The organism is Amycolatopsis sp. cg5, assembly GCF_041346955.1.
Classification (GTDB): domain Bacteria; phylum Actinomycetota; class Actinomycetes; order Mycobacteriales; family Pseudonocardiaceae; genus Amycolatopsis.
This window is the reverse complement of the sequence record NZ_CP166849.1, coordinates 4,596,439-4,616,700: the sequence shown is the minus strand read 5'-3', so window position 1 is coordinate 4,616,700 and position 20,262 is coordinate 4,596,439. Positions and strand designations below refer to the sequence as shown.

Annotated in this window: 21 protein-coding genes; 7 read left to right on the top strand and 14 right to left on the bottom strand. The window is 70.1% G+C overall.

Annotated features, from left to right (window positions below; translation table 11 throughout):
- Positions 1-54: 54 nt before the first annotated feature.
- From AB5J62_RS20705 to AB5J62_RS20685, 5 genes are all read right to left on the bottom strand, one after another.
- Positions 55-1,248, bottom strand: a complete 1,194-nt coding sequence (locus tag AB5J62_RS20705) for an RNA polymerase sigma factor (protein WP_370949943.1) — start codon at positions 1,246-1,248, stop codon at positions 55-57.
- Positions 1,241-1,582, bottom strand: a complete 342-nt coding sequence (locus tag AB5J62_RS20700; protein WP_370949942.1) for a YciI family protein — start codon at positions 1,580-1,582, stop codon at positions 1,241-1,243. The genes AB5J62_RS20705 and AB5J62_RS20700 overlap by 8 nt, the downstream gene beginning before the upstream one ends.
- The gene (locus AB5J62_RS20695; RefSeq protein WP_370949941.1) at positions 1,582-2,352 is read right to left on the bottom strand and encodes a polyprenol monophosphomannose synthase; all 771 of its coding nucleotides are present in this window, start codon (positions 2,350-2,352) and stop codon (positions 1,582-1,584) included. The genes AB5J62_RS20700 and AB5J62_RS20695 overlap by 1 nt, the downstream gene beginning before the upstream one ends.
- The gene (gene lnt / locus AB5J62_RS20690) at positions 2,352-3,941 is read right to left on the bottom strand and encodes an apolipoprotein N-acyltransferase (protein ID WP_370949940.1); all 1,590 of its coding nucleotides are present in this window, start codon (positions 3,939-3,941) and stop codon (positions 2,352-2,354) included. The genes AB5J62_RS20695 and lnt overlap by 1 nt, the downstream gene beginning before the upstream one ends.
- A gap of 132 nt (positions 3,942-4,073) precedes the next feature.
- Positions 4,074-5,651: an amidohydrolase gene (locus AB5J62_RS20685; RefSeq protein WP_370949939.1), complete on the bottom strand. Its 1,578-nt coding sequence runs from the start codon at positions 5,649-5,651 to the stop codon at positions 4,074-4,076.
- A 132-nt stretch (positions 5,652-5,783) separates the two neighbouring features.
- Between AB5J62_RS20685 and AB5J62_RS20680 the strand changes: the two genes are divergently transcribed.
- Positions 5,784-7,175 carry a KamA family radical SAM protein gene (locus AB5J62_RS20680; RefSeq protein ID WP_370949938.1) on the top strand — a complete coding sequence of 464 codons (1,392 nt, stop codon included), beginning with the start codon at positions 5,784-5,786 and terminating at the stop codon, positions 7,173-7,175.
- 49 nt (positions 7,176-7,224) lie between these two features.
- On the opposite strand, the gene AB5J62_RS20675 is transcribed toward AB5J62_RS20680, so the two are convergent.
- Positions 7,225-8,205: an ArsR/SmtB family transcription factor gene (locus tag AB5J62_RS20675; protein WP_370949937.1), complete on the bottom strand. Its 981-nt coding sequence runs from the start codon at positions 8,203-8,205 to the stop codon at positions 7,225-7,227.
- Between the two features lie 161 nt (positions 8,206-8,366).
- On the opposite strand from AB5J62_RS20675, the gene AB5J62_RS20670 reads away from it, so the two are divergent.
- The 3 genes from AB5J62_RS20670 (at position 8,367) to AB5J62_RS20660 (ending at position 11,555) form a co-directional block, all read left to right on the top strand.
- Positions 8,367-8,747, top strand: a complete 381-nt coding sequence (locus AB5J62_RS20670) for a hypothetical protein (RefSeq protein ID WP_370949936.1) — start codon at positions 8,367-8,369, stop codon at positions 8,745-8,747.
- A 131-nt stretch (positions 8,748-8,878) separates the two neighbouring features.
- A complete protein-coding gene (locus tag AB5J62_RS20665) occupies positions 8,879-10,201 on the top strand; it encodes a tachylectin-related carbohydrate-binding protein (RefSeq protein ID WP_370949935.1) in 1,323 nt (440 codons plus the stop codon).
- A 31-nt stretch (positions 10,202-10,232) separates the two neighbouring features.
- On the top strand, positions 10,233-11,555 hold the full coding sequence (locus AB5J62_RS20660) for a hypothetical protein (RefSeq protein WP_370949934.1): 1,323 nt from the start codon (positions 10,233-10,235) through the stop codon (positions 11,553-11,555).
- Positions 11,556-11,610: 55 nt separating this feature from the next.
- Here the strand turns inward: AB5J62_RS20660 and AB5J62_RS20655 are convergent, their stop codons facing one another.
- Together AB5J62_RS20655 and AB5J62_RS20650 are read right to left on the bottom strand one after the other, a co-directional pair.
- Positions 11,611-12,693 (bottom strand): hypothetical protein, encoded by a 1,083-nt coding sequence (locus AB5J62_RS20655; protein ID WP_370949933.1) that lies wholly within the window; start codon positions 12,691-12,693, stop codon positions 11,611-11,613.
- A gap of 91 nt (positions 12,694-12,784) precedes the next feature.
- On the bottom strand, positions 12,785-13,228 hold the full coding sequence (locus tag AB5J62_RS20650; protein ID WP_370949932.1) for a hypothetical protein: 444 nt from the start codon (positions 13,226-13,228) through the stop codon (positions 12,785-12,787).
- Between the two features lie 135 nt (positions 13,229-13,363).
- On the opposite strand from AB5J62_RS20650, the gene AB5J62_RS20645 reads away from it, so the two are divergent.
- Both AB5J62_RS20645 and AB5J62_RS20640 read left to right on the top strand, forming a co-directional pair.
- Entirely contained in the window at positions 13,364-13,831 is a 468-nt protein-coding gene (locus tag AB5J62_RS20645; RefSeq protein ID WP_370949931.1) for a hypothetical protein, read from the top strand.
- Positions 13,832-13,983: 152 nt separating this feature from the next.
- Entirely contained in the window at positions 13,984-14,307 is a 324-nt protein-coding gene (locus tag AB5J62_RS20640) for a putative quinol monooxygenase (RefSeq protein ID WP_370949930.1), read from the top strand.
- Between the two features lie 66 nt (positions 14,308-14,373).
- Here the strand turns inward: AB5J62_RS20640 and AB5J62_RS20635 are convergent, their stop codons facing one another.
- The 3 genes from AB5J62_RS20635 to AB5J62_RS20625 all read right to left on the bottom strand — a co-directional run bounded on the left by AB5J62_RS20635 (position 14,374) and on the right by AB5J62_RS20625 (position 15,989).
- Positions 14,374-14,736, bottom strand: coding sequence for a hypothetical protein (locus AB5J62_RS20635; protein ID WP_370949929.1), 363 nt, complete (start codon positions 14,734-14,736; stop codon positions 14,374-14,376).
- A gap of 107 nt (positions 14,737-14,843) precedes the next feature.
- On the bottom strand, positions 14,844-15,644 hold the full coding sequence (locus AB5J62_RS20630; RefSeq protein ID WP_370949928.1) for a hypothetical protein: 801 nt from the start codon (positions 15,642-15,644) through the stop codon (positions 14,844-14,846).
- A gap of 129 nt (positions 15,645-15,773) precedes the next feature.
- Positions 15,774-15,989, bottom strand: a complete 216-nt coding sequence (locus AB5J62_RS20625; RefSeq protein WP_370949927.1) for a hypothetical protein — start codon at positions 15,987-15,989, stop codon at positions 15,774-15,776.
- A gap of 125 nt (positions 15,990-16,114) precedes the next feature.
- Between AB5J62_RS20625 and AB5J62_RS20620 the strand changes: the two genes are divergently transcribed.
- Complete coding sequence (locus AB5J62_RS20620; protein ID WP_370949926.1) at positions 16,115-16,852, top strand: hypothetical protein; 738 nt, start codon at positions 16,115-16,117, stop codon at positions 16,850-16,852.
- On the opposite strand, the gene AB5J62_RS20615 is transcribed toward AB5J62_RS20620, so the two are convergent.
- The 3 genes from AB5J62_RS20615 to AB5J62_RS20605 form a co-directional block, all read right to left on the bottom strand.
- Positions 16,836-17,381 carry an AAA family ATPase gene (locus AB5J62_RS20615; protein WP_370949925.1) on the bottom strand — a complete coding sequence of 182 codons (546 nt, stop codon included), beginning with the start codon at positions 17,379-17,381 and terminating at the stop codon, positions 16,836-16,838. The genes AB5J62_RS20620 and AB5J62_RS20615 overlap by 17 nt on opposite strands.
- 10 nt (positions 17,382-17,391) lie before the next feature.
- Positions 17,392-18,672, bottom strand: a complete 1,281-nt coding sequence (locus tag AB5J62_RS20610) for a diguanylate cyclase (RefSeq protein WP_370949924.1) — start codon at positions 18,670-18,672, stop codon at positions 17,392-17,394.
- A 187-nt stretch (positions 18,673-18,859) separates the two neighbouring features.
- Entirely contained in the window at positions 18,860-20,077 is a 1,218-nt protein-coding gene (locus AB5J62_RS20605) for an MFS transporter (RefSeq protein WP_370949923.1), read from the bottom strand.
- Positions 20,078-20,262 lie beyond the last annotated feature (185 nt).

The following is a 20,262-nucleotide window of genomic DNA, read 5'->3' as shown; positions in this document are numbered from 1 at the left end:
TCCCGCCACCAAGCCGAAGCACCCTCGCGACCTCCCCCCGCGAGGGTGCTTCTTTCATGCCCGGGGGTCCTCTCGGGCGCGACGCAGCAGGTCGCGTTCCGCCGCGTTCTCCACCAGGGCGAGCGCGCGATCGTAAGCCTCGATCGCCTCAGGCACGCGGTCCAGGCGGCGCAGCAGGTCGGCGCGCACGGCGTGGAACAAGTGGTACTTCGGCAGGTCGAGCTCGTCGACGAGGGCGAGCGCCGCGGCCGGGCCGTCGACCTCGGCGACCGCGATCGCGCGGTTGAGCGCGACCACCGGGGTCGGGGTGAACACCAGCAGCTGGTCGTAGAGCGCGACGATCTGGCGCCAGTCGGTCGGCGGGTCGCTGTGCACGGCGTTGATGGCCGCCTGGATCTGGTACGGCCCCGGCTCGTCACGCGCGAGACAGCCGCGCACGAGCGACTGGCCCTCGGCGATCAGCGAACGGTCCCACAGCGCGGTGTCCTGGTCGGCGAGCAGGACCGGTGAGCCGTCGGCCGCGGTGCGGGCGGGCGCGCGGGAGGCGATGAGCAGCATCAGCGCCAGCAGACCCTGGACCTCGGGCTCGCCCGGCATCAGCTCGGCGAGCAGCCGGGCCAGGCGGATCGCTTCGGCGCAGAGGTCGTCGCGGATCAGCGACGGCCCCGAGCTGGCCGTGTAGCCCTCGTTGAAGATCAGGTAGAGCACGGCCAGCACCGCGCGCAGCCGGTCCGGCAGTTCGGGCTCGGGCGGCACGCGGTACGGGATGGCGGCGTCGCGGATCTTGGTCTTGGCGCGGACGAGACGCTGGGCCATCGTCGGCTCGGGCACCAGGAACGCGCGGGCGATCTCGGCGGTGGTGAGGCCGCCGAGCAGCCGCAGCGTCAGCGCAACCCGCACGGGCAGGGCCAGCGCCGGGTGACAGCAGGTGAAGATCAGGCGGAGCTGGTCGTCGCGGACGGGCTCCCACTCCCCCGGCTCCTCGCGGGCGTGGAGCAACGCCGCCTCGACGTGCCGGTCCGCGCGCAGCGATTCGCGCCGGAGACGGTCGATGGCGCGGTTTCGGGCCGTGGTGATCAACCAACCGGCCGGGCTCGGCGGGAGGCCGTCAGCGGGCCAACGGTCGGCCGCGACGGCGAACGCCTCGGCGGCGGCGTCCTCCGCGAGGTCGAGGTCGCCGAAGACACGGACGAGCACCGCGATCACGCGGCCGTGCTCCTCGCGGAACACCCGCTCGATCTCACGCACCGGCGAAGGGCCGCACTTCGATCGACAGCGGGGACAACACGGTGGCGAGCTTGCCCGCCCAGACCAGCGCGGTGTCGAGATCGTCGGCGTCGATCACGGTGAAGCCGCCGATGAACTCCTTGGCCTCGGTGTACGGGCCGTCGGTCGCCAGCACCTCGCGGCCGCTCGCCTTGACGACCGTGCTCGCCGCGGGCGGGAGCAGTCCGCCGCCGAACACCCACACGCCGGCGGCGGTCATCTCCTCGTTGAGCGCGGTGAGATCGGCCATGATCTCGCCCAGATCCTCCGGCGGCGGGCCGTCGGGCTGGTGGATGTTGAGCAGATACCGCGGCATCAGTTCCGCTTGAACAGCGACTTCAGCTGGGAGTAGCGGCGCTTCACGCCCCACGCGCCGACGCGCAGCATGGCCTCGCGCACGATCGAGCCGCTCATCTTCGACTGGCCGATCTCACGCTCGGTGAAGGTGATCGGCACCTCGACCACGTCGAACCCGGCGAGCAGGGTGCGGTAGGCCAGGTCGATCTGGAAGCAGTAGCCGTGCGAGGCGATCTCGTCGAGCGCGAGCTTCTCGAGCACCTCGCGGCGGTAGGCGCGGAACCCGGCGGTGATGTCGTTGATCCGCCACACACCCAGCGCCAGGCGCGAGTACAGGTTGCCGCCGCGCGAGATGAGCTGACGCGAGAGCGGCCAGTTGACGGTCGTGCCGCCGGTGACGTAGCGCGAGCCGATGACCAGGTCGGTGTCGCCGAGCGCGTCGAGCAGGCGCGGGAGGTCTTCGGGCGCGTGCGAGCCGTCGGCGTCCATCTCGACGATGGTCTGGTAGTCGCGGGCCAGTCCCCAGCGGAACCCGGCGACGTAGGCGGCGCCGAGGCCCGCCTTCTCCGTGCGGTGCAGCACGTGCACCCGCTCGTCGTTCTTGGCGAACTCGTCGGCGAGGTCGCCGGTGCCGTCGGGGCTGCCGTCGTCGACGACGAGCGCGTGCACCTTCGGTAAGGCTTCGAGCAGCCGGCGCAAGATCGGGCCGATGTTCTCCCGCTCGTTGTAGGTCGGGATCACCACCAGCACCGGATCGATTCCCTGGGCCCCCCGCGGCGCCTGCGCCATCAGTTCTTTCCTTCCCTCGGCGGGTCGCCCGCCGCGGATCTAGTCGGTTCCGGCGCCTCGCGCCGCGTGCGCCGTGTCCACAGTGGACTACGGAGCCCGAACCCGGCGAGCACCCCTGCCACTGCCAGGCCCACGAGTCCGTACTCCGTCAACGCACCCAATTGATCCGACAGCGTAGTCTGCCGCCGCAGCGGCACTCGCTCGACCAGCGAGGCGGCCGTGAAAAGGTCGGTTGACCTGGCGATTGTCCCGTCCGGCCTGACGATCGCGCTGACCCCGCTGGTGGCCGAGACCACGGCGGCGCGGCCGTGTTCGACCGCGCGCAGCCGCGACATCGCCAGCTGCTGGTAGCTCATCTCCCCCGGCCCGTACCAGGCGTTGTTGGTCGGCACGAGCAGCACTTCGGCGCCACCCGCGACACTGGCGCGGCCGGGGCCGTCGAACGCGGTCTCGTAGCAGATGAACACGCCGACCTTGGTGCCCGCGACGCTCAGCGCGCTGTTCGAGCCGTCGCCGGGTTTGACGTCGGCCATGTTGTCCACGAACGGGGTCACCAGCCGGGCGACCTCGCGCGACGGGACGTACTCGCCGAACGGGACCAGGTGCACCTTGGCGTAGCGCTGGCCCGGCCCGGTGCGCGGATCCCACACGATCGCGGAGTTCTGCGAGCCGTCCGGGCCGGTGCGGTCGAGGGTGCCGATGATCGCGGGCACGCCGAACTCGCCGATGAGCTGATCGAGCACGAGGTCGTTCTGCTTGAGGTAGGTCGCGGTCTCCGGCCAGACGAGCAGGTCCGGCTTGGGCACCTTCCCGGCGCGGATGTCGGCGAGCAGGCGCCGGGTCTCGGCGAGATGGTTGTCACGCAGTTCGTCGCGGCGGCCTTCGAGCGCGAGGCCGATGTCGGGCGCGTTGCCCTGCACGGTGGCGACGGTGAGTTCACCGTCCTGGGCGTCGGTGCCGATCGTGGGCCACAGCGCCATGCCCGCGGTCAGCGGCACGATGACGAACGCGAGCGAGCGGCGGTCTTCCAGCGCCTTGGCGAGCCCGAACCCGGTGAGCACGACGGCGAGCCCGACCAGCGGGGCGCCGCCGATCGAGGCGAGCGGGGTGAACGCGCCTTCGGGCTGGCTGAACGCGACGCGTCCCCAGGGGAAGCCGCCGAACGGGAACCAGGTGCGCGGGGTCTCGGTCGCGATGAACACGAGCGCGGACCAGAACGGGCCGCCCGGCAGTTTCGACACGACCGTGATGAGGCCGCCGGCGAGTCCGCTGTAGCAGGCGAGCGCGGCGGACAGGCCGATCCACGGCCAGGGGCCGAAGTCGGGGCCGAGGAAGTCGAGTAGCCACGTCAGCAGCGGAAGGTAGAAGGCGACCCCGAAGAGGAAGCCGTACCCGAAGCCGCCGCGGAACCTGCGGGCTTTGACGACGAGGGCGAGGCCGGCGAAGGCGAGCGGCGCGAGCCACCACAGCGGACGCGGCGCGTAGCTGAGGTAGAGCACGAACCCCGACGCCGCGGCCGCGGCGAACCGGAGCGCCCAGGCGCGGGAGAACCGGCGCCGCTTGGCCGGCGCCACGGCATCTTCGATCACGCGCCGAACTGTAAGGGGTCAAAGCCTGGTGAGCCCCTGCGGGCACCCAGGCCCCGGGGATAAAGCGGGCTTTACTTCGCGGGATAAAGCCCGCTTTATCCCCGGGAGTAAAGCGGGCTTTATCGCGGGGTGTCAGGCCTGGTGGATGGTGCGTCCTGCGCGGACGGTGCGCAGGCAGGTCGGGAGCGGGGCGTCGTCGTCGAGTTTGGGCAGGGGCGGGACGCCGGCTCGGGGGTCGGTCGACCAGCGCTGGACGCGGGAGTCCGCGGTGGCGACCACGAGTTCGGGGGCGTCCCAGACCGCGTAGTGCGCGGGCGCGCCCGGGACGAGTGCGCCGGTGAGGCCGTCGTTGACGCCTGCCGCGCGGTGGCCGCCGCGAGTGTGGGCGGTGAACGAGGCGCGCGCCGACAGGCCGGAGCCCGGGGTGCGGTGATAGGTCCCGGCGCGGACGCTCGCCCACGGGTCGAGCGGGGTCACCGGGGCGTCCGAGCCGAACGCGAGCACCACACCCGCCGAGGCGAGCATCGCGAACGGGTTCAGCGCGGCGGCGCGGTCGCCGAGCCTGGTCGCGTACATGCCGTCCGGGCCGCCCCAGGCCGCGTCGAACTGCGGCTGCATCGACCCCGCGACACCCCACGACGCCAGAGCCTGGGCTTGTTCGGGCGTGACCATCTCCAGGTGTTCGAGACGGTGGTGAGCCGAAGCGAGCGCCCGCTGTCCGACGGACTTCTCCGCGAGCCGGAAACCGGCCACGACCTCGGCGACAGCCGCGTCGCCGATGACGTGGAAGCCTGCCTGGAGACCGGCTTCGGTGCAGGCGGCGAGGTGGTCGCCGATGGCCGCGGCGCCGAGGTAAAGCGCGCCAGAGGTCGATGGTGCGTCGGTATAGGGCGCGCAGAGGGCGGCGGTGTGGGAGCCGAGCGCGCCGTCGACGAACAGGTCGCCCGCCAGTCCGCGCACGCCGAGGCGGCGGGCGGTGTCGATCGCGTCGCGTTCGCCCCAGTAGCCGACGACCTCGGGGCCGTCGGTGAGCGCGAGCAGGTCGAGCAGGTCCTGCTCGCTGGAGATGTCGGGTCCGGCGCATTCGTGGACGCTGACGATGCCGCGCGACGCGGCGGTGTCGAGGAACGCGCGCTGGGCGCGGGCGCGCTGCGCCGGGGTGATCGCGGCGCGCATGGCGTCGCGGACGCGGTGGTGGGCGTCACGGGTGAGCGGGCCGTCGGCCGACCAGCCGTCGGCTGCGCGGGCCTCGGGGGTGACCAGCGCGCTCGACACCAGCGCGGAGTGCACGTCGACACGGCTGAGGTAGACGGGCACGTCGCCGGCGGCGGCGTCGAGTTCGGCGCGGCTGGGCAGGCGGGGGTTCGTCCACCGTGACTCGTCCCAGCCGTGCGCGATGAGCACTTCGCCGGGGCGGACGGCGTCGCGGACCGCGGCCAGCAGCCCGGCGGCGTCGCGGACCGTGGTCAGGTCGAGGCCGGTGTGGTGCAGGCCGGTCGCGGTGGCGTGGACGTGGGCGTCGACGAAACCGGGTGCGACGAACGCGCCGTCGAGGTCGACGATCTCGGCGCCGGGGTGCAGCGCGCGGGCAGGCGCGTCCTGGCCGACCCAGACGATGGTGCCGCCGGTGATCGCCATGGCCGTGGCGTCGGGGGAACCGGGGGTGTAGACGCGGCCGCCGAGCAGGAGCGTGGTGCTGTCTTCCGTCACTCCGGAGAGTCTTCCAGGCGCTCGATCTGACACTGTCCCGCGCTGCGTGATCACGACTCGGACGATAATATTTACGCCAAGCAGACGATATGACAGGATATTTTTACGTTTTCCCGACGACTAGGAGCAACAGTGACTGCGATCCAGGAACCTGTCGCGACAGCCGCCGACGCTCTGGAACAGCCGTACGAGTACCGGCGTACCGAGTTGGTGGAACCCGACTGGCGCCGTTTCCCCGGCTGGAGCGATGTGACCGAGGCCCAGTGGCGTGACGCCCAGTGGCAGCGGGTGCACTGCGTCCGCAACATCAAGCAGCTCAAGGCGCTCATGGGCGACCTGCTCGAGGAGCGCTTCTACGACGACCTGCTCGCCGACCAGCGCGAGATGGCGACCATGTCGATGTTGCTGCCCCCGCAGATGCTCAACACGATGGCGCCGCAGGCCGGTACCGACCCGCTGAAGGTCACCGAGGCGTTCTACGCCGACCCGATCCGGCGCTACATGATGCCCGTGCGCAGCGACCGCGACACCGAGTGGCCCAGCCACCCGCACTCCGAGCGCGACTCGCTGCACGAGGCCGAGATGTGGGTGGTCGAGGGCCTGACCCACCGCTACCCCACCAAGGTGCTGGCCGAGATGATCTCGACCTGCCCCCAGTACTGCGGCCACTGCACCCGGATGGACCTCGTCGGGAACTCGACCGAGACGATCGACAAGCACAAGCTCTCGCTCAAGCCGGTCGACCGCCAGGACGCGATGATCGACTACCTCAAGAAGACACCCGGCGTGCGTGACGTGGTCGTCTCCGGCGGCGACGTCGCCAACGTCCCGTGGCCGCAGCTCGAGTCGTTCCTCATGCGCCTGATGGACATCGAGACCGTCCGCGACATCCGCCTCGCCACCAAGGCGCTCGCCGGCCTGCCCCAGCACTGGCTGCAGCCGAAGGTCGTCGAAGGCCTCGAGCGCGTCGCCGTCACCGCGCAGCGCCGCGGCGTCAACCTCGCGATCCACACCCACGTCAACCACGCCCAGTCGGTCACCCCGCTGGTCGCCGAGGCGGCGCAGACCGCGCTCAACGTCGGCGTCCGCGACGTGCGCAACCAGGGCGTGCTCATGCGCGGCGTCAACGCGACCCCGGCGCAGCTGCTCGACCTGTGCTTCGCGCTGCAGGGCGAGGCGAACATCCTGCCGTACTACTTCTACATGTGCGACATGATCCCCAATGCCGAGCACTGGCGCGTTTCGGTGCACGAGGCGCAGGAGCTGCAGCACGCGATCATGGGCTACCTGCCCGGGTACGCGACCCCGCGCATCGTGTGCGACGTGCCCTACGTCGGCAAGCGCTGGGTGCACCAGCTCGCCGAGTACGACCGCGAGCGCGGCATCTCGTACTGGACGAAGAACTACCGAACCGGGATCGAGCACACCGACCCCGAGGCGTTGCAGCGGCACTACCCGTACTACGACCCGATCTCGACGCTGCCCGAAGCGGGCCGCAAGTGGTGGGCCGAGCACAGCGGCTGAGCCACGTTCGATCCGGTCCCGGGAGCAGCTCTCGGGACCGGATCGAACATCAAGCGCTGCCTGCCAAGAGGACCGCCGCCTGGCTCGTCTGCTGGTACAGGACATGGCGGCCGTCTCGGGCTTTGCTGACGAGACCGGCGCGGTGCAGCGCGCTGAGGTGATAGGAGACGGTGCCCGCGGTGTAGCCGATCCGCCTGGCGAGTTCCGCGGTCGAACGGGCGGTTTCGAGATCCGCCAGCAACGCCGCGCGGGCGGCGCCGACGACTTGGGCGATCCTGCCGGGTTCGCGGTCACGGCCGGCGCCGATCCGCCGGGCCGGGTAGTAGAGAACGGCCTCCCCCGGAACGTCGACCTGCGCGGTGACCTCGGGCTTGCCAAGTACGCCCGGCACGAGCACCAGCTCCTGGCCCGCGAGATCGAGTTCGCCATCCCAGGGTTTGGCGAGCGTGATCGCGTCGCCAGCCCACCCGATCTCGGGATGCAGTTCACCGAGCGTGCGGCCGATCCCATAGGAGATCACGGACTTCGCCCGGTGCGCGATGTCCCGATCCGCGGCCGCGCTGAGCTCGGGCCAGCCGTCGGCGAGCGCGTCCCGCCAGAACCGGGCGAGCCCGTTGGCCAGCCGCCGCTGGATCCGCCCCGACTCCACCAGCTCGCGGGTCGTGGCCGACAACGGCCTGCTCCAATGGATTTCCGTGTAGGTGAAGACCTGGCTCTCGACCTCGTCCTGCGCCGTCGCCTCGATCCGCCCGATCTGCTCCTCGATGAGCTCATCGCGCCGGATGCCCGCCCCGGGACGCGGGATGAGCAGGTCCGGCACGTAGATGTCGCCGCTGTGCGGCAACAGATCGACGAGCAGCGCGACGTCTCGATGGCCGAGTGACGCGCGGGCGAGCGGCCCGGGATCCCCGAACACCGGGTGCGTGCCCGAGGCGGCGGTGAGCTTCAGCCACGCCATGGACTCCGCCGCCGGTGAAGGCGACCAGCGTGTCCTGGACACCGTTTCGACGTCGACCCCCAACGTGAACACCAAGCGACACTAGCAGCCGTCGCGGTGGATTTGAACCGGCTCGAATCCTTTCCTGCCAACGGTTCTCGCGCGGTTGAATCGTCACGTCCAGGCCAGTGGGGCAGGTCTGGAAATCCGATTCCGACAGCTGAATTCCGTTACGAATACGGCAGGAGAATGCAATGCGAAAGTCGAAGTTGCTACCGCTGGCGGCGGTGTCGGCCACGGTCGTGTCGGCCTTGGCCGTGGCGTCCGGAACGGGGGTCGCCGCGGAGAGCGGGACCCAGACCGTCCTGGCGGGTGGCACGTGCTCGGGGTCCTGGGTCGACGTCCACGCCACCGTGATCGCCCGGTCCCGGCCCGACGCCGCGTCCGCGAAGGTCTTCGATGTCTACGCCGGTGAGACGTTCCCGTGTCGCAAGATCGTCGTCGGCGAGAACTACGGCGCCTGCGGCTATCCGCAGGCGAACGGGTGGATCCTGGTCCAGGACGGCATCAAACGGCACGACGGGTACGCCGGCTGGTCCGGCTACATTCCCAGCGTCTGCACCAGCGACAGGTAGGAAACCGCACCTGGCCGATTGGGCCCTGATCAGCGGAAACGCCGGTCAGGGCCCATCCGGCGTTCGTCATGGGCAAGATCTGGGCGGGCATTCGGAAACACTGCGGAGACACCCTCTGGGAGGAGCCTCCGATGTCTGTTCTCCGAGACAGGTTCAGACCTGTCGCCGCCGCGCTGACCGCGAGCACCATCGCGCTGTCAGGTCTCGCGGCCACCACCGCGGCACCCGCCTTCGCCGACGCCTCGTGCGCCGGCGGGGTTTCCGTCTACGGCACGCTGGCGAGCGGGCAGCTCACCTACACCGCGATCAACCCGGACAACGGGAACATCAAGCATGTCGTGGTGTCCTCGCGCTCGCTCGGGTTCACGCCGAAGGCGATCGCGGCGATCAACTTCAACACCGTGCTGGTCACCTCGCCCGCCGGTGTCCTCTACCGCGTCGACGTGCAGACCAACGACGACAACCTGACCTTCAAGGACCCGGTCGACATCCAGCACGGCTGGACGCACGACAAGCTGAGCTACGACGGGTACGGGCACCTCTACGGCACCACCGCCAACGGCACCCTGCTGCGGTACCTGGTCTCCGGGGACAAGCCGGGCGCCAACCAGATCGGGAAGCGCCAGGAGATCGGCAACGGCGGGTTCTCGCTCAAGACGCTGGCCACCGCCGGGGACGACCGGCTCGTGGCGACCGCGGCCGACGGGCAGCTGATCGGCTACACGGTCTCGCCGACCGGCACCACCTACAGCCGCGCGCAGCTCGTCGAGCACGGCTGGCAGTCGTTCACCGACCTCGTCTCGCCGGGCGGCGGCCTGTACTACGGCAAGAACCCCGCGGGCGCCATGTACTGGTACGAAGACGCCGACCCCGCCGACGGTTCCGGCGACGACATCTTGTACCACAACAACGACCCGGTCTCCTCGCAGGGCTGGACGCAGACGCTGCTGTCGGCAGTGCCCCGCACCTGCACCTCGACCACGCCCACCAAGCCGCTGCGCGCGAAGATCGCCGCGCTGGCCAACGGCGAGGTCGGCACGCTGGAAGCGCAGTGCGACAAGTACCACTCCGCCTGCGACCGCGGCGCGCTCGACTGGTGCGCGATGTTCGCGACCTGGTCATGGTCCGCCGCCGGGGTTTCCGGTGTGCCACGCGACAAGTTCATCGCCCGCGCGCTCGGCGAGTGGGGCGTGCAGCGCGGCCTGTTCAAGTCGCGCACCGGCACCGCGCACGGCAGCCCGAAACCGGGTGACTGGGTCATCTACGGCCCGCCGGACGGCACCACGGGCGGCCACGTCGACGTGATCGTCGCCGTCAACCCCGACGGGACGATCACCACCGTCGGCGGCAACCTCAGCGACCGGGTCCGGCGCAAGACCATCGACCCCGACACCGCCACCTCCGGCTCGCAGGGCAAGCACATCTCCGGCTACGTCTCCCCGCCCGGCGCCTGAGCGCGCCACCCCGACCTTTCGGAGCACACTGATGCGTTTTCGAGGCAGAACCTGGCTCGCGGCCGGCGTAGTGCTGACCGCGTTGACCACCGCCACCAGCCCCGCGTCGGCCGACGACCCCGCCGACCTGAGCACCCGCATGCAGCAACTGGCCGCCTACCCGACGAAGCCGTGCGTGTCCGGCGGCCCCACCTCGGCCGACTCCGCCGCGGCTGACCGGCTCAACGACGTCCTCACCGGCACGCTGCGCGGGCACATGACCCCGTACCGCGTGTCCTGTGCCCGCGCGGTGATCAACGCCGTGCAGGCCAACCGGTTCGACGAGCGCGCGGCCGTCATCGCGATCACCACCACGATCGTGGAATCGCTGATCGAGAACATCTCGGAGAAGGTCGACCACACCAGCCTCGGCCTGTTCCAGCAGCAGGACTGGTGGGGCAGGGAAGAGCAGCGCCTCAACCCGGCCTACGCGACCGGCACCTTCCTCGACCACATGGTCGCCGCCTACCCGGGCGGCTCGTGGCGCACCGCGCCGATCGGTGAGGTCTGCCAGAAGGTGCAGGGCTCGGCGTTCCCGTCGCGCTACCAGCCGCAGGCCGCCGACGCCCAGCGCATCGTGGCCGAACTCGGCGGTCCGACCGCGACCACCACGTCGATCTACGGCGCGCTCGGCGACGGCAGGCTCACCTACAGCACCATCAACGCGCAGACCGGTGACCGCACGAAGACCTTGGTCTCCACCGACAACCTCGGCTTCGTGCCGAAGACACTGGCGACGCTGAACCAGAACACGCTGCTGGTGACGTCGCCCGCAGGCGAGCTCTACCGCGTGGACGTCATCACGAACAAGAACTCGCTGCAGTTCTCCACCCCGACCGCGCTCGGCGGCGGCTGGACGCACTCGCTGCTGACCTACGACGGGCACGGCCATCTCTACGGCGTCGCCGGCAGCACCCTGATGTCCTATGTGGTCTCGCGGCCGAAGCCGTCGAGTGTCCACATCGGACAGCGCGCGGTCATCGGGACCGGCTTCACGTTGCGCTCGCTGACCGCCACCGGCGACGACTGGCTGCTCGGCATCAGCACCGCCGGCGCGCTGCGGTCGTACCACATCGCGGCCGACCACACCTGGTCCGGCGCCACCCTCGGCGACCGGTGGAGCGGCATCGACCAGGTCGTGTCACCCGGTTTCGGGCTCTACTACGGCCAAACCCGTGACGGCGGGCTGTACCGCTACTTCGACCACAATCCCTACGACCTCGACGGCTCCGATCTCCAAGGCTTCGGCACGGATCCCGTCGACACCGGTGGCTGGACGCAGACGCTGCTGTCCGCCCAGCCGCTCTCCGGCTAAAGGCTCGTGAGCGTTGCGGGCGGTTAGAACCGCCCGCAACGCTCACGACCCCAAGTCAGTCGAAGCGCGTGGGGCGCAGCACCGGCGCCGTCGCCAGTGTCTCGGCGAGCACCGTCGCGAAATCGGCGGGCACCTCAGCGCCTTCCGGCGGGAGCGGTTCTCCGTGCGCTGCCCGCACGAGCGAGTACTGCGCGTGGGCCACCGAGGAGTCCCCGCGCGAGGTCAGGGTCAGCGCGGCCCGGTACCGGCGAGTGAGTTCGGCATCCGGCATCACCTCGCCGAGCACCTGGGAGGACTTGTCCTCGGCGGCGTTCTTGGCCAAGCTGGTCAGCCGCTGAAGCATCAGCGCGGCGACCTTGCGCTCAGCCGACGGCTCCGCGAGCTGATCGGTGATCTCCTGGACGTCGTCAGGATCGTAGACATCCATGCCCCGGGTGTCGCCCAGCCTGGCCGCCGCGCGAGGCACGAAGAAGTGAGCGCGGACGCTGAGATGGTCGGCCAGCGCCGGCACGGCCTCGATGGGAACACCCCAGTCGGCGGCGACCTTGGCACGCGGCCACCACTGGTCACTCGTCAGATTGAGGCGGTCGACGGCCCGCTCGCGGTCGACCTCGACGTCCACGAGCACGTCCTGGAGCCACTCCACGAGATGCGTGGCGTCCGGCACCCGAGGGCACTCGATCTCCCCGGCCGCGGTGTGGAAGACGACATCCACCCCGTTCGGTTTCCCCATCTTCACGCGGTGGCGCACGGTGACCCGGCGCAGCTCCGTCACTGGGATCCGGGTCTGCCCGAGAATCCGCTTGACCAGCAGAAACTCCGGGGCCTCGGCCGGGCTCAGCTCGACCCAGCGCACCGCGGCGAACTCATGGAAGAACACGAACACCGCCAGCGCGACCCCGAGCACGGCGAGAATGCCCGCCACCACGAGCGCGGTGTACCAGGCGGCCTCGGCCCCGCCGAACGCCGCCACGACGACCAGCAGCAGAAGCGTGACCGGCAACGTCACCAGCGCGGGCACAACCAGCCCCGCCGCCGCGTTGGCACCCAGGTAGCGCGCCGCGCTCGGCACGAACACCACCCGCCACCCGCCCGGTCTCGCCGACACGATTCCGGGTACCGCCGATGAGACGTCCATCGACACAGCCTGCCGTGTCCAGCGCACCGAAACGACGGCCAGCCGGAGCAAAAAACCGGGCCCCGGGGATTTCCCCAGGGCCCGGTCCGGGTCAGTTGCGCAGCGCTGTCGGTGACAGCTGGCAGCTCGGGTCACCAGCGGCCGTCTTGTCGAAGACGAACTTCATCCCCGTCACTCCCATACCGCGGCCGTAGCCGTCACCGGTGAGCTTGTGCCAGCCGCCGTCCTGGATGCCGGAGTAGGTGTACCGCACGGTCGTCGGCGCGGTGCCGCCGTCCTGCCAGTGCACGTCGGCCAGGTTCCCGCCGTGCTGCGAACCCTTGTTGATCCGGTATTCGACCGAATAGATGTAGTCGGCGCGGCCCTTCACCGGCTCCCGGTAGATGATCCGCAGCGTGCCGGTGAACCCGCCCGCCGAGCACGACGGCGTGTACGTCACGGTCTGCTGCACCGACGCCGAAGCCATCGGCGCGGCCAGCGTCCCCGCCGCCGCGAGCGCGGCCACCCCCGCCGCGGCGCCCTTCCAGTTGATCATGGTTCCCCTCCGTGTCCGGTACTGCCTTTCCCGGGGAACTGTGCCGTCTGGCCCGCCCAGATTCCGCCCAGGCAAACCGGTTGACCGCACCGGAACACTGAACGACATGGGAATACTCGAGCCGGGAGTGGCGCGGTGGCACTGTTCGTCCACCTGACGCCTGCGAAGAACAGCCGCAGCATCAGCCGCGCGGGCCTGCGGTCCGGGCGCGGCGTGTTCTGCGTGCCGATGCTGCGGTCCTACTCGCTCACCCACCAATGGCTACGGGAACTGCGGCGCTGGTCCGGCCAGCGGGAGTACGTCGCCATCGACTTCCGCGTGCCCGACGAGGAGATGGTCGCGGTCGGGCACTACGGCCGCGCCCGGCGGGAGGTCACCGCCGCCGCGGCGGTCGAACTCGTGCGCGAGCTCGCTGACCCGCTGGGCTTCGAGGTCGTGGTGCCGCGGGCGGTCAGCCGTCGAGAGGTGCACCGGATCCGGCACGTCAAGCAGGTCTGCGGCTGGCGGTACGCCCCTGGCCAGCACGGCGTCCGCCCCTGTCCGTGCCCGGTCTGCCTGCCGATCGGCGCCTACGGCTCCGCGAGCATCCGCGCCCGCTACTGAGCGCCCGCAGGGGTCGTGAGTGTTTAGACCGGTTAGAACCGGCCGTACCACTCACGACGACCCTGGCCAGCCGCACCGGAACGAGCGCGGGCGACGCGGGTGCGGCACAGTTGGAGGCGGACAATCTGCCCCGTGTTCGCAGGAGTGGCGCCATGATCCTGATCAACATCAAGTTCCCCATCCGCCCCGACAAGATCGACGAGTGGCTGGAAGTGGCCAACGCCTACGCCAAGGACGTCAACACCGAGGAAGGCTGCCTGTTCTTCCAGATCTCGCGCAGCCTGGTCGACGAGAACGAGTTCGTCTGCATCGAAGGCTTCAAAGACGCCGAAGCGGGTGCCGCGCATGTGAAGCACTCGTACGTGAAGAAGTTCTTCGAGGCCGCGCCGGACCTCGTCTCGGCGCAGCCGCAGATCATCTACCTCGACGCCCCGCACGACGGATTCGGCCCGATGGGCGAGATCCAGCCCCGCTGAGGTCGTGAGTGTTCCCGCCGGTTCTAGCCGTCGGGAACACTCACAACCTCCACAGCGTGGGAGGAATCAGACCCACGAGCCGCAGTGATCGCTCGTGTCGCAGACGCGTACCCGCACCCTCTCGATGATGGTGCCGTCGGTCTTCTCCTTGAGGCCGTCGAAGGCGCGCGTGACGTGACCATCGATCTCGACATCGACTACGGTCCGGGTGGCCGCGCGCGTCGTGCTCCACCTGACGAACGACCGACCGTGATAACCGTTGGACCAGGTCAACGACACCGTCGCCGCGGCCACACCGCCCTTCAGTCCGAGCTCATCGGTCCTGCTCCTGCCGCCAGGCGGCCGTTCCACCGCCTGCGCCGTGGTCGCCACGCCCAGCGTGAGCGCCATGGCGGCCACCAGGCCGACGGCGAATCGGGTCGTGCTCATGTTTCCTCATTTCCCCGTGAACGGTAGCCCTTGAGCGAATGGCAAGCGTTACATTGATTCACGGAAAAGTCTTCGAATGACACCGATCTCTGCATACTTTGAAAGCGCTATCCCGCAATGCGTGAGCCGAGCGAAAGCGCGGCCGCGGTGACCGCGGTCGTGGCCTCCGTGAGGCCTGTCCCCTCCGGTGAGGACGACAGGATCACCACGATGTAGCGGTCGTCCTCGCCCACCAGCCCGGTGGTGTGCGCGTCGACGGCACCGCGCCCGGCGGCCCATCCCTGCTTGACGGCCACCGGCCGGTCCCCGAACGCCGCCGGGATGCCGAAACGCTGGTCGAACCCGTCGGCCGCGGTCTTCGCGGACTGACGCAGCGGGGTCAGCAGCTGGTTGCGCTTGGTCTTCGGCAGCTTGAGGACGTAGGTGTAGATCGCCGCGATGTCGTCCGCTGTGGACGTCGTGTCGCCCCATCGTCCCCGGTCAGTGGGCGGCGTGGTGTGCCGCAACCCGATGAGCGCGGCGGATCTGGTCACGATGTCGGGTCCGCCGTTGCGCGACCACAGCGTGTTGGCGATGCCGTCGTCGCTGGCCGAGAGCATCCGGTGGATCTTCGCGAGTTCGGCTTTCTCGCGGGTGCCTTTCTCGACGATGGCGTCCAGCGCGATGAGCAGTTTGACGACCGAGGCCATCCGGAACTGCTCATCGCCGTGGGTGCGGACGACCTTCTCGCCCGACTCCCGGTCGAGCACGACGGTGGCCACCCGGGTGGCCGGATCCGCGTTGGACCGCAACACCGAGTATCCCAGCACGCCCGCCGCGATGGCCACCACGGTGAGCACCGCCATTCCGCGCGGGAATCGCCGCTTGGGCCGCGGGCGATGAATGGGAACGGTGCGCTCGTGCAACATATCGTGATTATTGATACGCCGATATTCACGCGCAATCGAAGTTCTGCAATAGCCTCGTAACAACGGCCTTTTGGAAATGGCAAATCAGTCGATCGGCCGAGGCTGAATGACCTTTCGGCCGAGGCGCCGTCAGCCGTTCCGGGCGATGCGGCGCCTGCGGTACCGCTCCGTGAGCAGCAGCACGCAGACCAGGACCACCGCGCCTGCGGCAACCTGGATGAGCACGCTGAGCCCGGCGAAGGAGCTGAGCATGTTGACGATGGCCGCGATGACGAGCGTGAGCCAGAGCAGGATGCCGGTCGCGGTGGCGCCCTTGCGGGCCGGGCGGTAGGTGTCGGTGTTCATGCCGGAAAGCTATCCGCGCAGGTGAGGGCGCCGCGATGGCCTGCTCCCCCGTAACGGTGGTGGCGCCAGCACCACCACGGCCACGTTACCGCTTAAGCGGGAATTCGTCCTCTACGATCGGCTGCGTGACGTTGGGGCCCACGACGCAGGTCATGCACGCACTCGAGCAGCTTTGGACCGAGATCCGGCGCAGGCACGCCGATGTGCCCGAGGCGATTCTCGTGCTCGCGTCCGGCACGATGGGCCAGCCGACCGAGATCTTCGGCCACTTCGCGCGGGCACGCTGGCATGTCGGCGACGGCGTCGATCCCCGCGCCGAGTTCTTCATCGGCGCCGAGGGGCTGCGCAGGCCGGCGACCGAGATACTCGGGACCGCGTTGCACGAGGCCGCGCACGGCCTGGCCGCCACCCGCGACATCGTCGACGTCAGCGACGGCCGCTACCACAACCGCAAGTTCGCCGAACTCGCCGGAGAACTGGGCGTCACGGTGCGCAAAATGGACCGCCAAGGCTGGTCCGACACCGCCGTTCCCGACGACACGGCCACCGCGTACGCCGAGCAGGTCGCGGTGCTCGAAGCGGCGTTGACGGTCTGGCGCCACACCGAAACCGAAGCCGTCCAGCGGATCCTCGAAACCCCAGAACCCGACGACGAGAACAGCGAGCCCGGCGAGCCACCGGCCCGCGCGCGGATCGACGTCGGCGCCGTCGACGGCCGGGGCGCGCACCGGGGCGGTGGCAACTACATCGCCGTCGGGTGCGGGTGCCCGAAGCCGCGGCGCGGCCGGTTCGCGCGCAGCGTCTTCGACCTCGGGCCCGTCACCTGCGGAGTGTGCGACGAACCGTTCACCGAAGTCGGATGACCTCGGCGTAGGTCTCCTCCGGCGTGAGGCCGTCGGTCGGCAGGACGCGGCAGTCCGGCCGCGTCGCCAGATACGCGGTGAGATGGTCGTGGATCCGCTCCAGCAGTTTCTGGCCGCCGCCACGGGTGACGATCTCGTCCATGCGCCGGTGCCTGGCCTCGTGTTCGCCCGTCACGCGCCCGGCGAACCGGTCCAGCATGCGGGGCTTCGCGACGGTCAACACGATCTCGCGGTACTGCGCACCCGCTCGCTCCGCGGCCGCCTCGAACCCCTCGATCTCCTCGAACCGGGTCGTGAGCTGCGGCATCACGACGTCATGCCCGGCACGCAGGTGGGTTTCCGCCATGGCGATCGCCAGCGCACGACCCGCGCGCAGCGCCACCCAGAAGTCGTCCTGCCAGCCGCCGATCAAACTCACGATCTGGTCGGTGTCGAGGTTGAGCACGCCGGCGTGCCGGTCGACGTAGAGCTGGGCGATCGTGGACTTCCCGACGCCGGACGGGCCGTTCAAGTGGATCAACCGTGGCATGCGCCGGACGCTACTCGCCGAACGGCCGCGTCGTCTGGACCTGGTCGCGACCGGCGTTCTTCGCGCGGTACAGCGCGTGGTCGGCGGCGCGCAGCAGGTCGTCGACGCTGTTGCTGCCGTCGGCGGGATGGACGGCGGCGCCGATCGACACCGTCAACCCGCTCACGCTGGGTCCGCCGGGCAGGTCGACGATCACCGTGTGGACGCGCAGCCGGATCCGTTCGGCGAGGTTCTCCAGGTTCTCGGCGGTGCCGATGTCGGGCACCAGAATCGCGAACTCCTCGCCGCCGAAGCGGCCGACGGCGTCTTGACCACGGGTTTCGGCCTTCACCGCGTCGGCGACGGCACGCAGCACGAGGTCGCCGTTGGGATGGCCGTGCACGTCGTTGATCCGCTTGAAGTGATCGAGGTCGAGGAACAGCACGCCGGTCACGCGAGTGCCGCCCGCCGCGCGCCGGAGCGCTTCCTCGGCCAGCTCGGTCCACCATTTCTTGGTGAACAGGCCGGTCGTGACGTCGATCCGGGCGGCGAGCTGGTGCTGCGAGAGCAGGATCCCGCGGTGGATGGCGACCAGTGCGATCACCACGCCGGCGAGCACGAACGGGTTCGCCACCACCAGCAGCACCGCCACCACCAGGCCGAGCCCGGCCGTCCCGGCTTCGAGCAGTTGCTGGGAGAAGCCGCTGAACAGCTCGCGGACGGTCGTTTCGGGGCTGGACAACGCGATCGCCGCCATCACCAGCCCGGTGTTGATCGCCCAGCGCAGCACCGCCGCCGCGGCGATCACGCCGACATCGGCCAAGCCGGGCAGCAGGCCGGTGGACGGCGCGCCGGGATAGTGGTGCATGCCGAGCGCGAGCACCGCGACCGCGGCCTGGGTGCCGAGCAGCACGGTCGACGCGGCGAACACCCAGCGGTGCGCGGGGATCGGACGGCGGACCGGCCAGATCCGGAACCACGCGTAGCCGTAGGTCCAGACCACCATGGCCGTCGCGAGCAGCGGCGGGAGCACGATGACCGCCGCGACCGACCAGACGGCTTTGGTGTCGACGTAGGCGACGGTCGAATCGCGCGCGTACTCACGCTGCCGTTCGACATGCCGGGTCAACTCGATCGCGGCGGCAGCGGCGATCGCCAGCACGCCGGCCCGGATCAAGTCGAGTGAGGTGACGGCCACGAGCGGCGCGGTCGCCGCGCTGGCCGCGACCGCGAGGAAGTTGATCGCGAGCACGTAACCCAGCACGCGGAGAGGCCGCTGCCAGAGCAGCCAGCCTCCTATCCGTCCTCGCACCCGCCTCACCAGCCACAACAGGGGTGCGCACCCGCACCTGGACCATCCACCGTAACCGAATTGGCACAGCCGGTCACTGGAATGTGTTGAGACCATGATGCCCGAAACTCAATTCGCCCGGTTGGCCCAATGAAGGAGGTGCCCCGATGAGCGACAACAACTGGTGACCCGACTCCCCCGAACCCCGCTAAGACGGCTGGGCCGCCGCTGACGCGCGGGCCCAGCCGGTGGCGGCGGCCGAGGCCGCGAGCACACCGGCGACCGCGAACGACGCGATCACCAGCGACGGCGCGATCACCTGCGCGAGCAGTCCGGACACGATGATCGCCAGCCCCTGCGCGGCCCGGAACGCGGCACCGGCCACACCGAGCGCCTGCCCGCGCCGCGAGTCCGGCACCAGCCGGACATAGGTGGCCTGGGTGACCATGTCGTGCGCCGAGAACGCGCCGCTCAAACCCCACAACAGTGCGCTGACCAGCACACTCGGCGCCCAGCCCGTCGGCAGCAGCACCAGGCTGCTCGCCGCGGCGAGCGGGCCGAGCAACGTCAGGCGGCGCGTTGGCGCGAGCCGTTTGAGCATCAGCACCCCGGCGATCGTGCCGAGAGGGTTGGCCGCCAGCAGCCAGCCGAGCTGCGAGTTCGCGCCGAGTTCGGCCGCGTACGGGACGGCCAGGCCTTCCGGGACGACGTAAAAACCGCTGCAGCAGGCGATGCCGAGCAAGGCGAGCAGCCGCTTGTCCGCCGCGACCAACCGCCAGCCCGCCGTGATCGTCGGCCGGCGTCCGGCCTTCGGTTCAGCGAACCCGGTCGGTCGATGCGGACGCAACGTCGCACGCAGCAGTGCGGCCGAGACGAGGAACGTGCCCGCGTCGACCCACAACGCGCCTGCCGGACTGAGCGCGTCCACCACCGCGGCGCCACCGCCGAAGCCGAACGCCAGCCCGCACTGGTAGGTCATCGACAGGATCCCGGTGCCCGCGACCAGCCGATCCCCGGCCAGCAGCGCGGGCAGCACGGCCTGCCGCGCGGCCGAGAACGGCACCGCCGCCAGCTGCACGACCACGAGCAACGCGACCCGGACGACCAGTGGGACCCCGGGCAATGCCATCGCCGCGACCACCACGGCCCGCGCGAGATCGGTGGCGACCATGACCGTCCGCCGGGAGAACCGGTCCGTGACGGCGGCCAGCACCAGGCCGCCGAGCACGTCCGGCACGTAGCTCACCGCGAACGTCAACGCGGTCAGTGACGGCGACGAGGTCTGCTGCCACACCAGGATCGTCAGCGCGAGCCGCGCCAGCTGGTCGCCCGCGACCGACAGCAGATGCGCGGCCAGCAGCCCGCGGAACTCGCCGATCCCGAACACCGAGCGGAACGTCGCCGGTCGATCAGCCGTACCGGTCATGCCCTCACCCCTGACCGACGGTAGCCGTTCCATCCGCACCCCGGAAGAGTCACGGTTGACGCTGCCGGGTCATCCTCCTACCGTCAGTGAGGCAAGACATCGGATGTTCAGCCCCTTCGGGGGCGACCACGCCCGCCGGCCGATGTGCACCAACCTGTCGACCCGCCGCCAGGAAGGACACACCG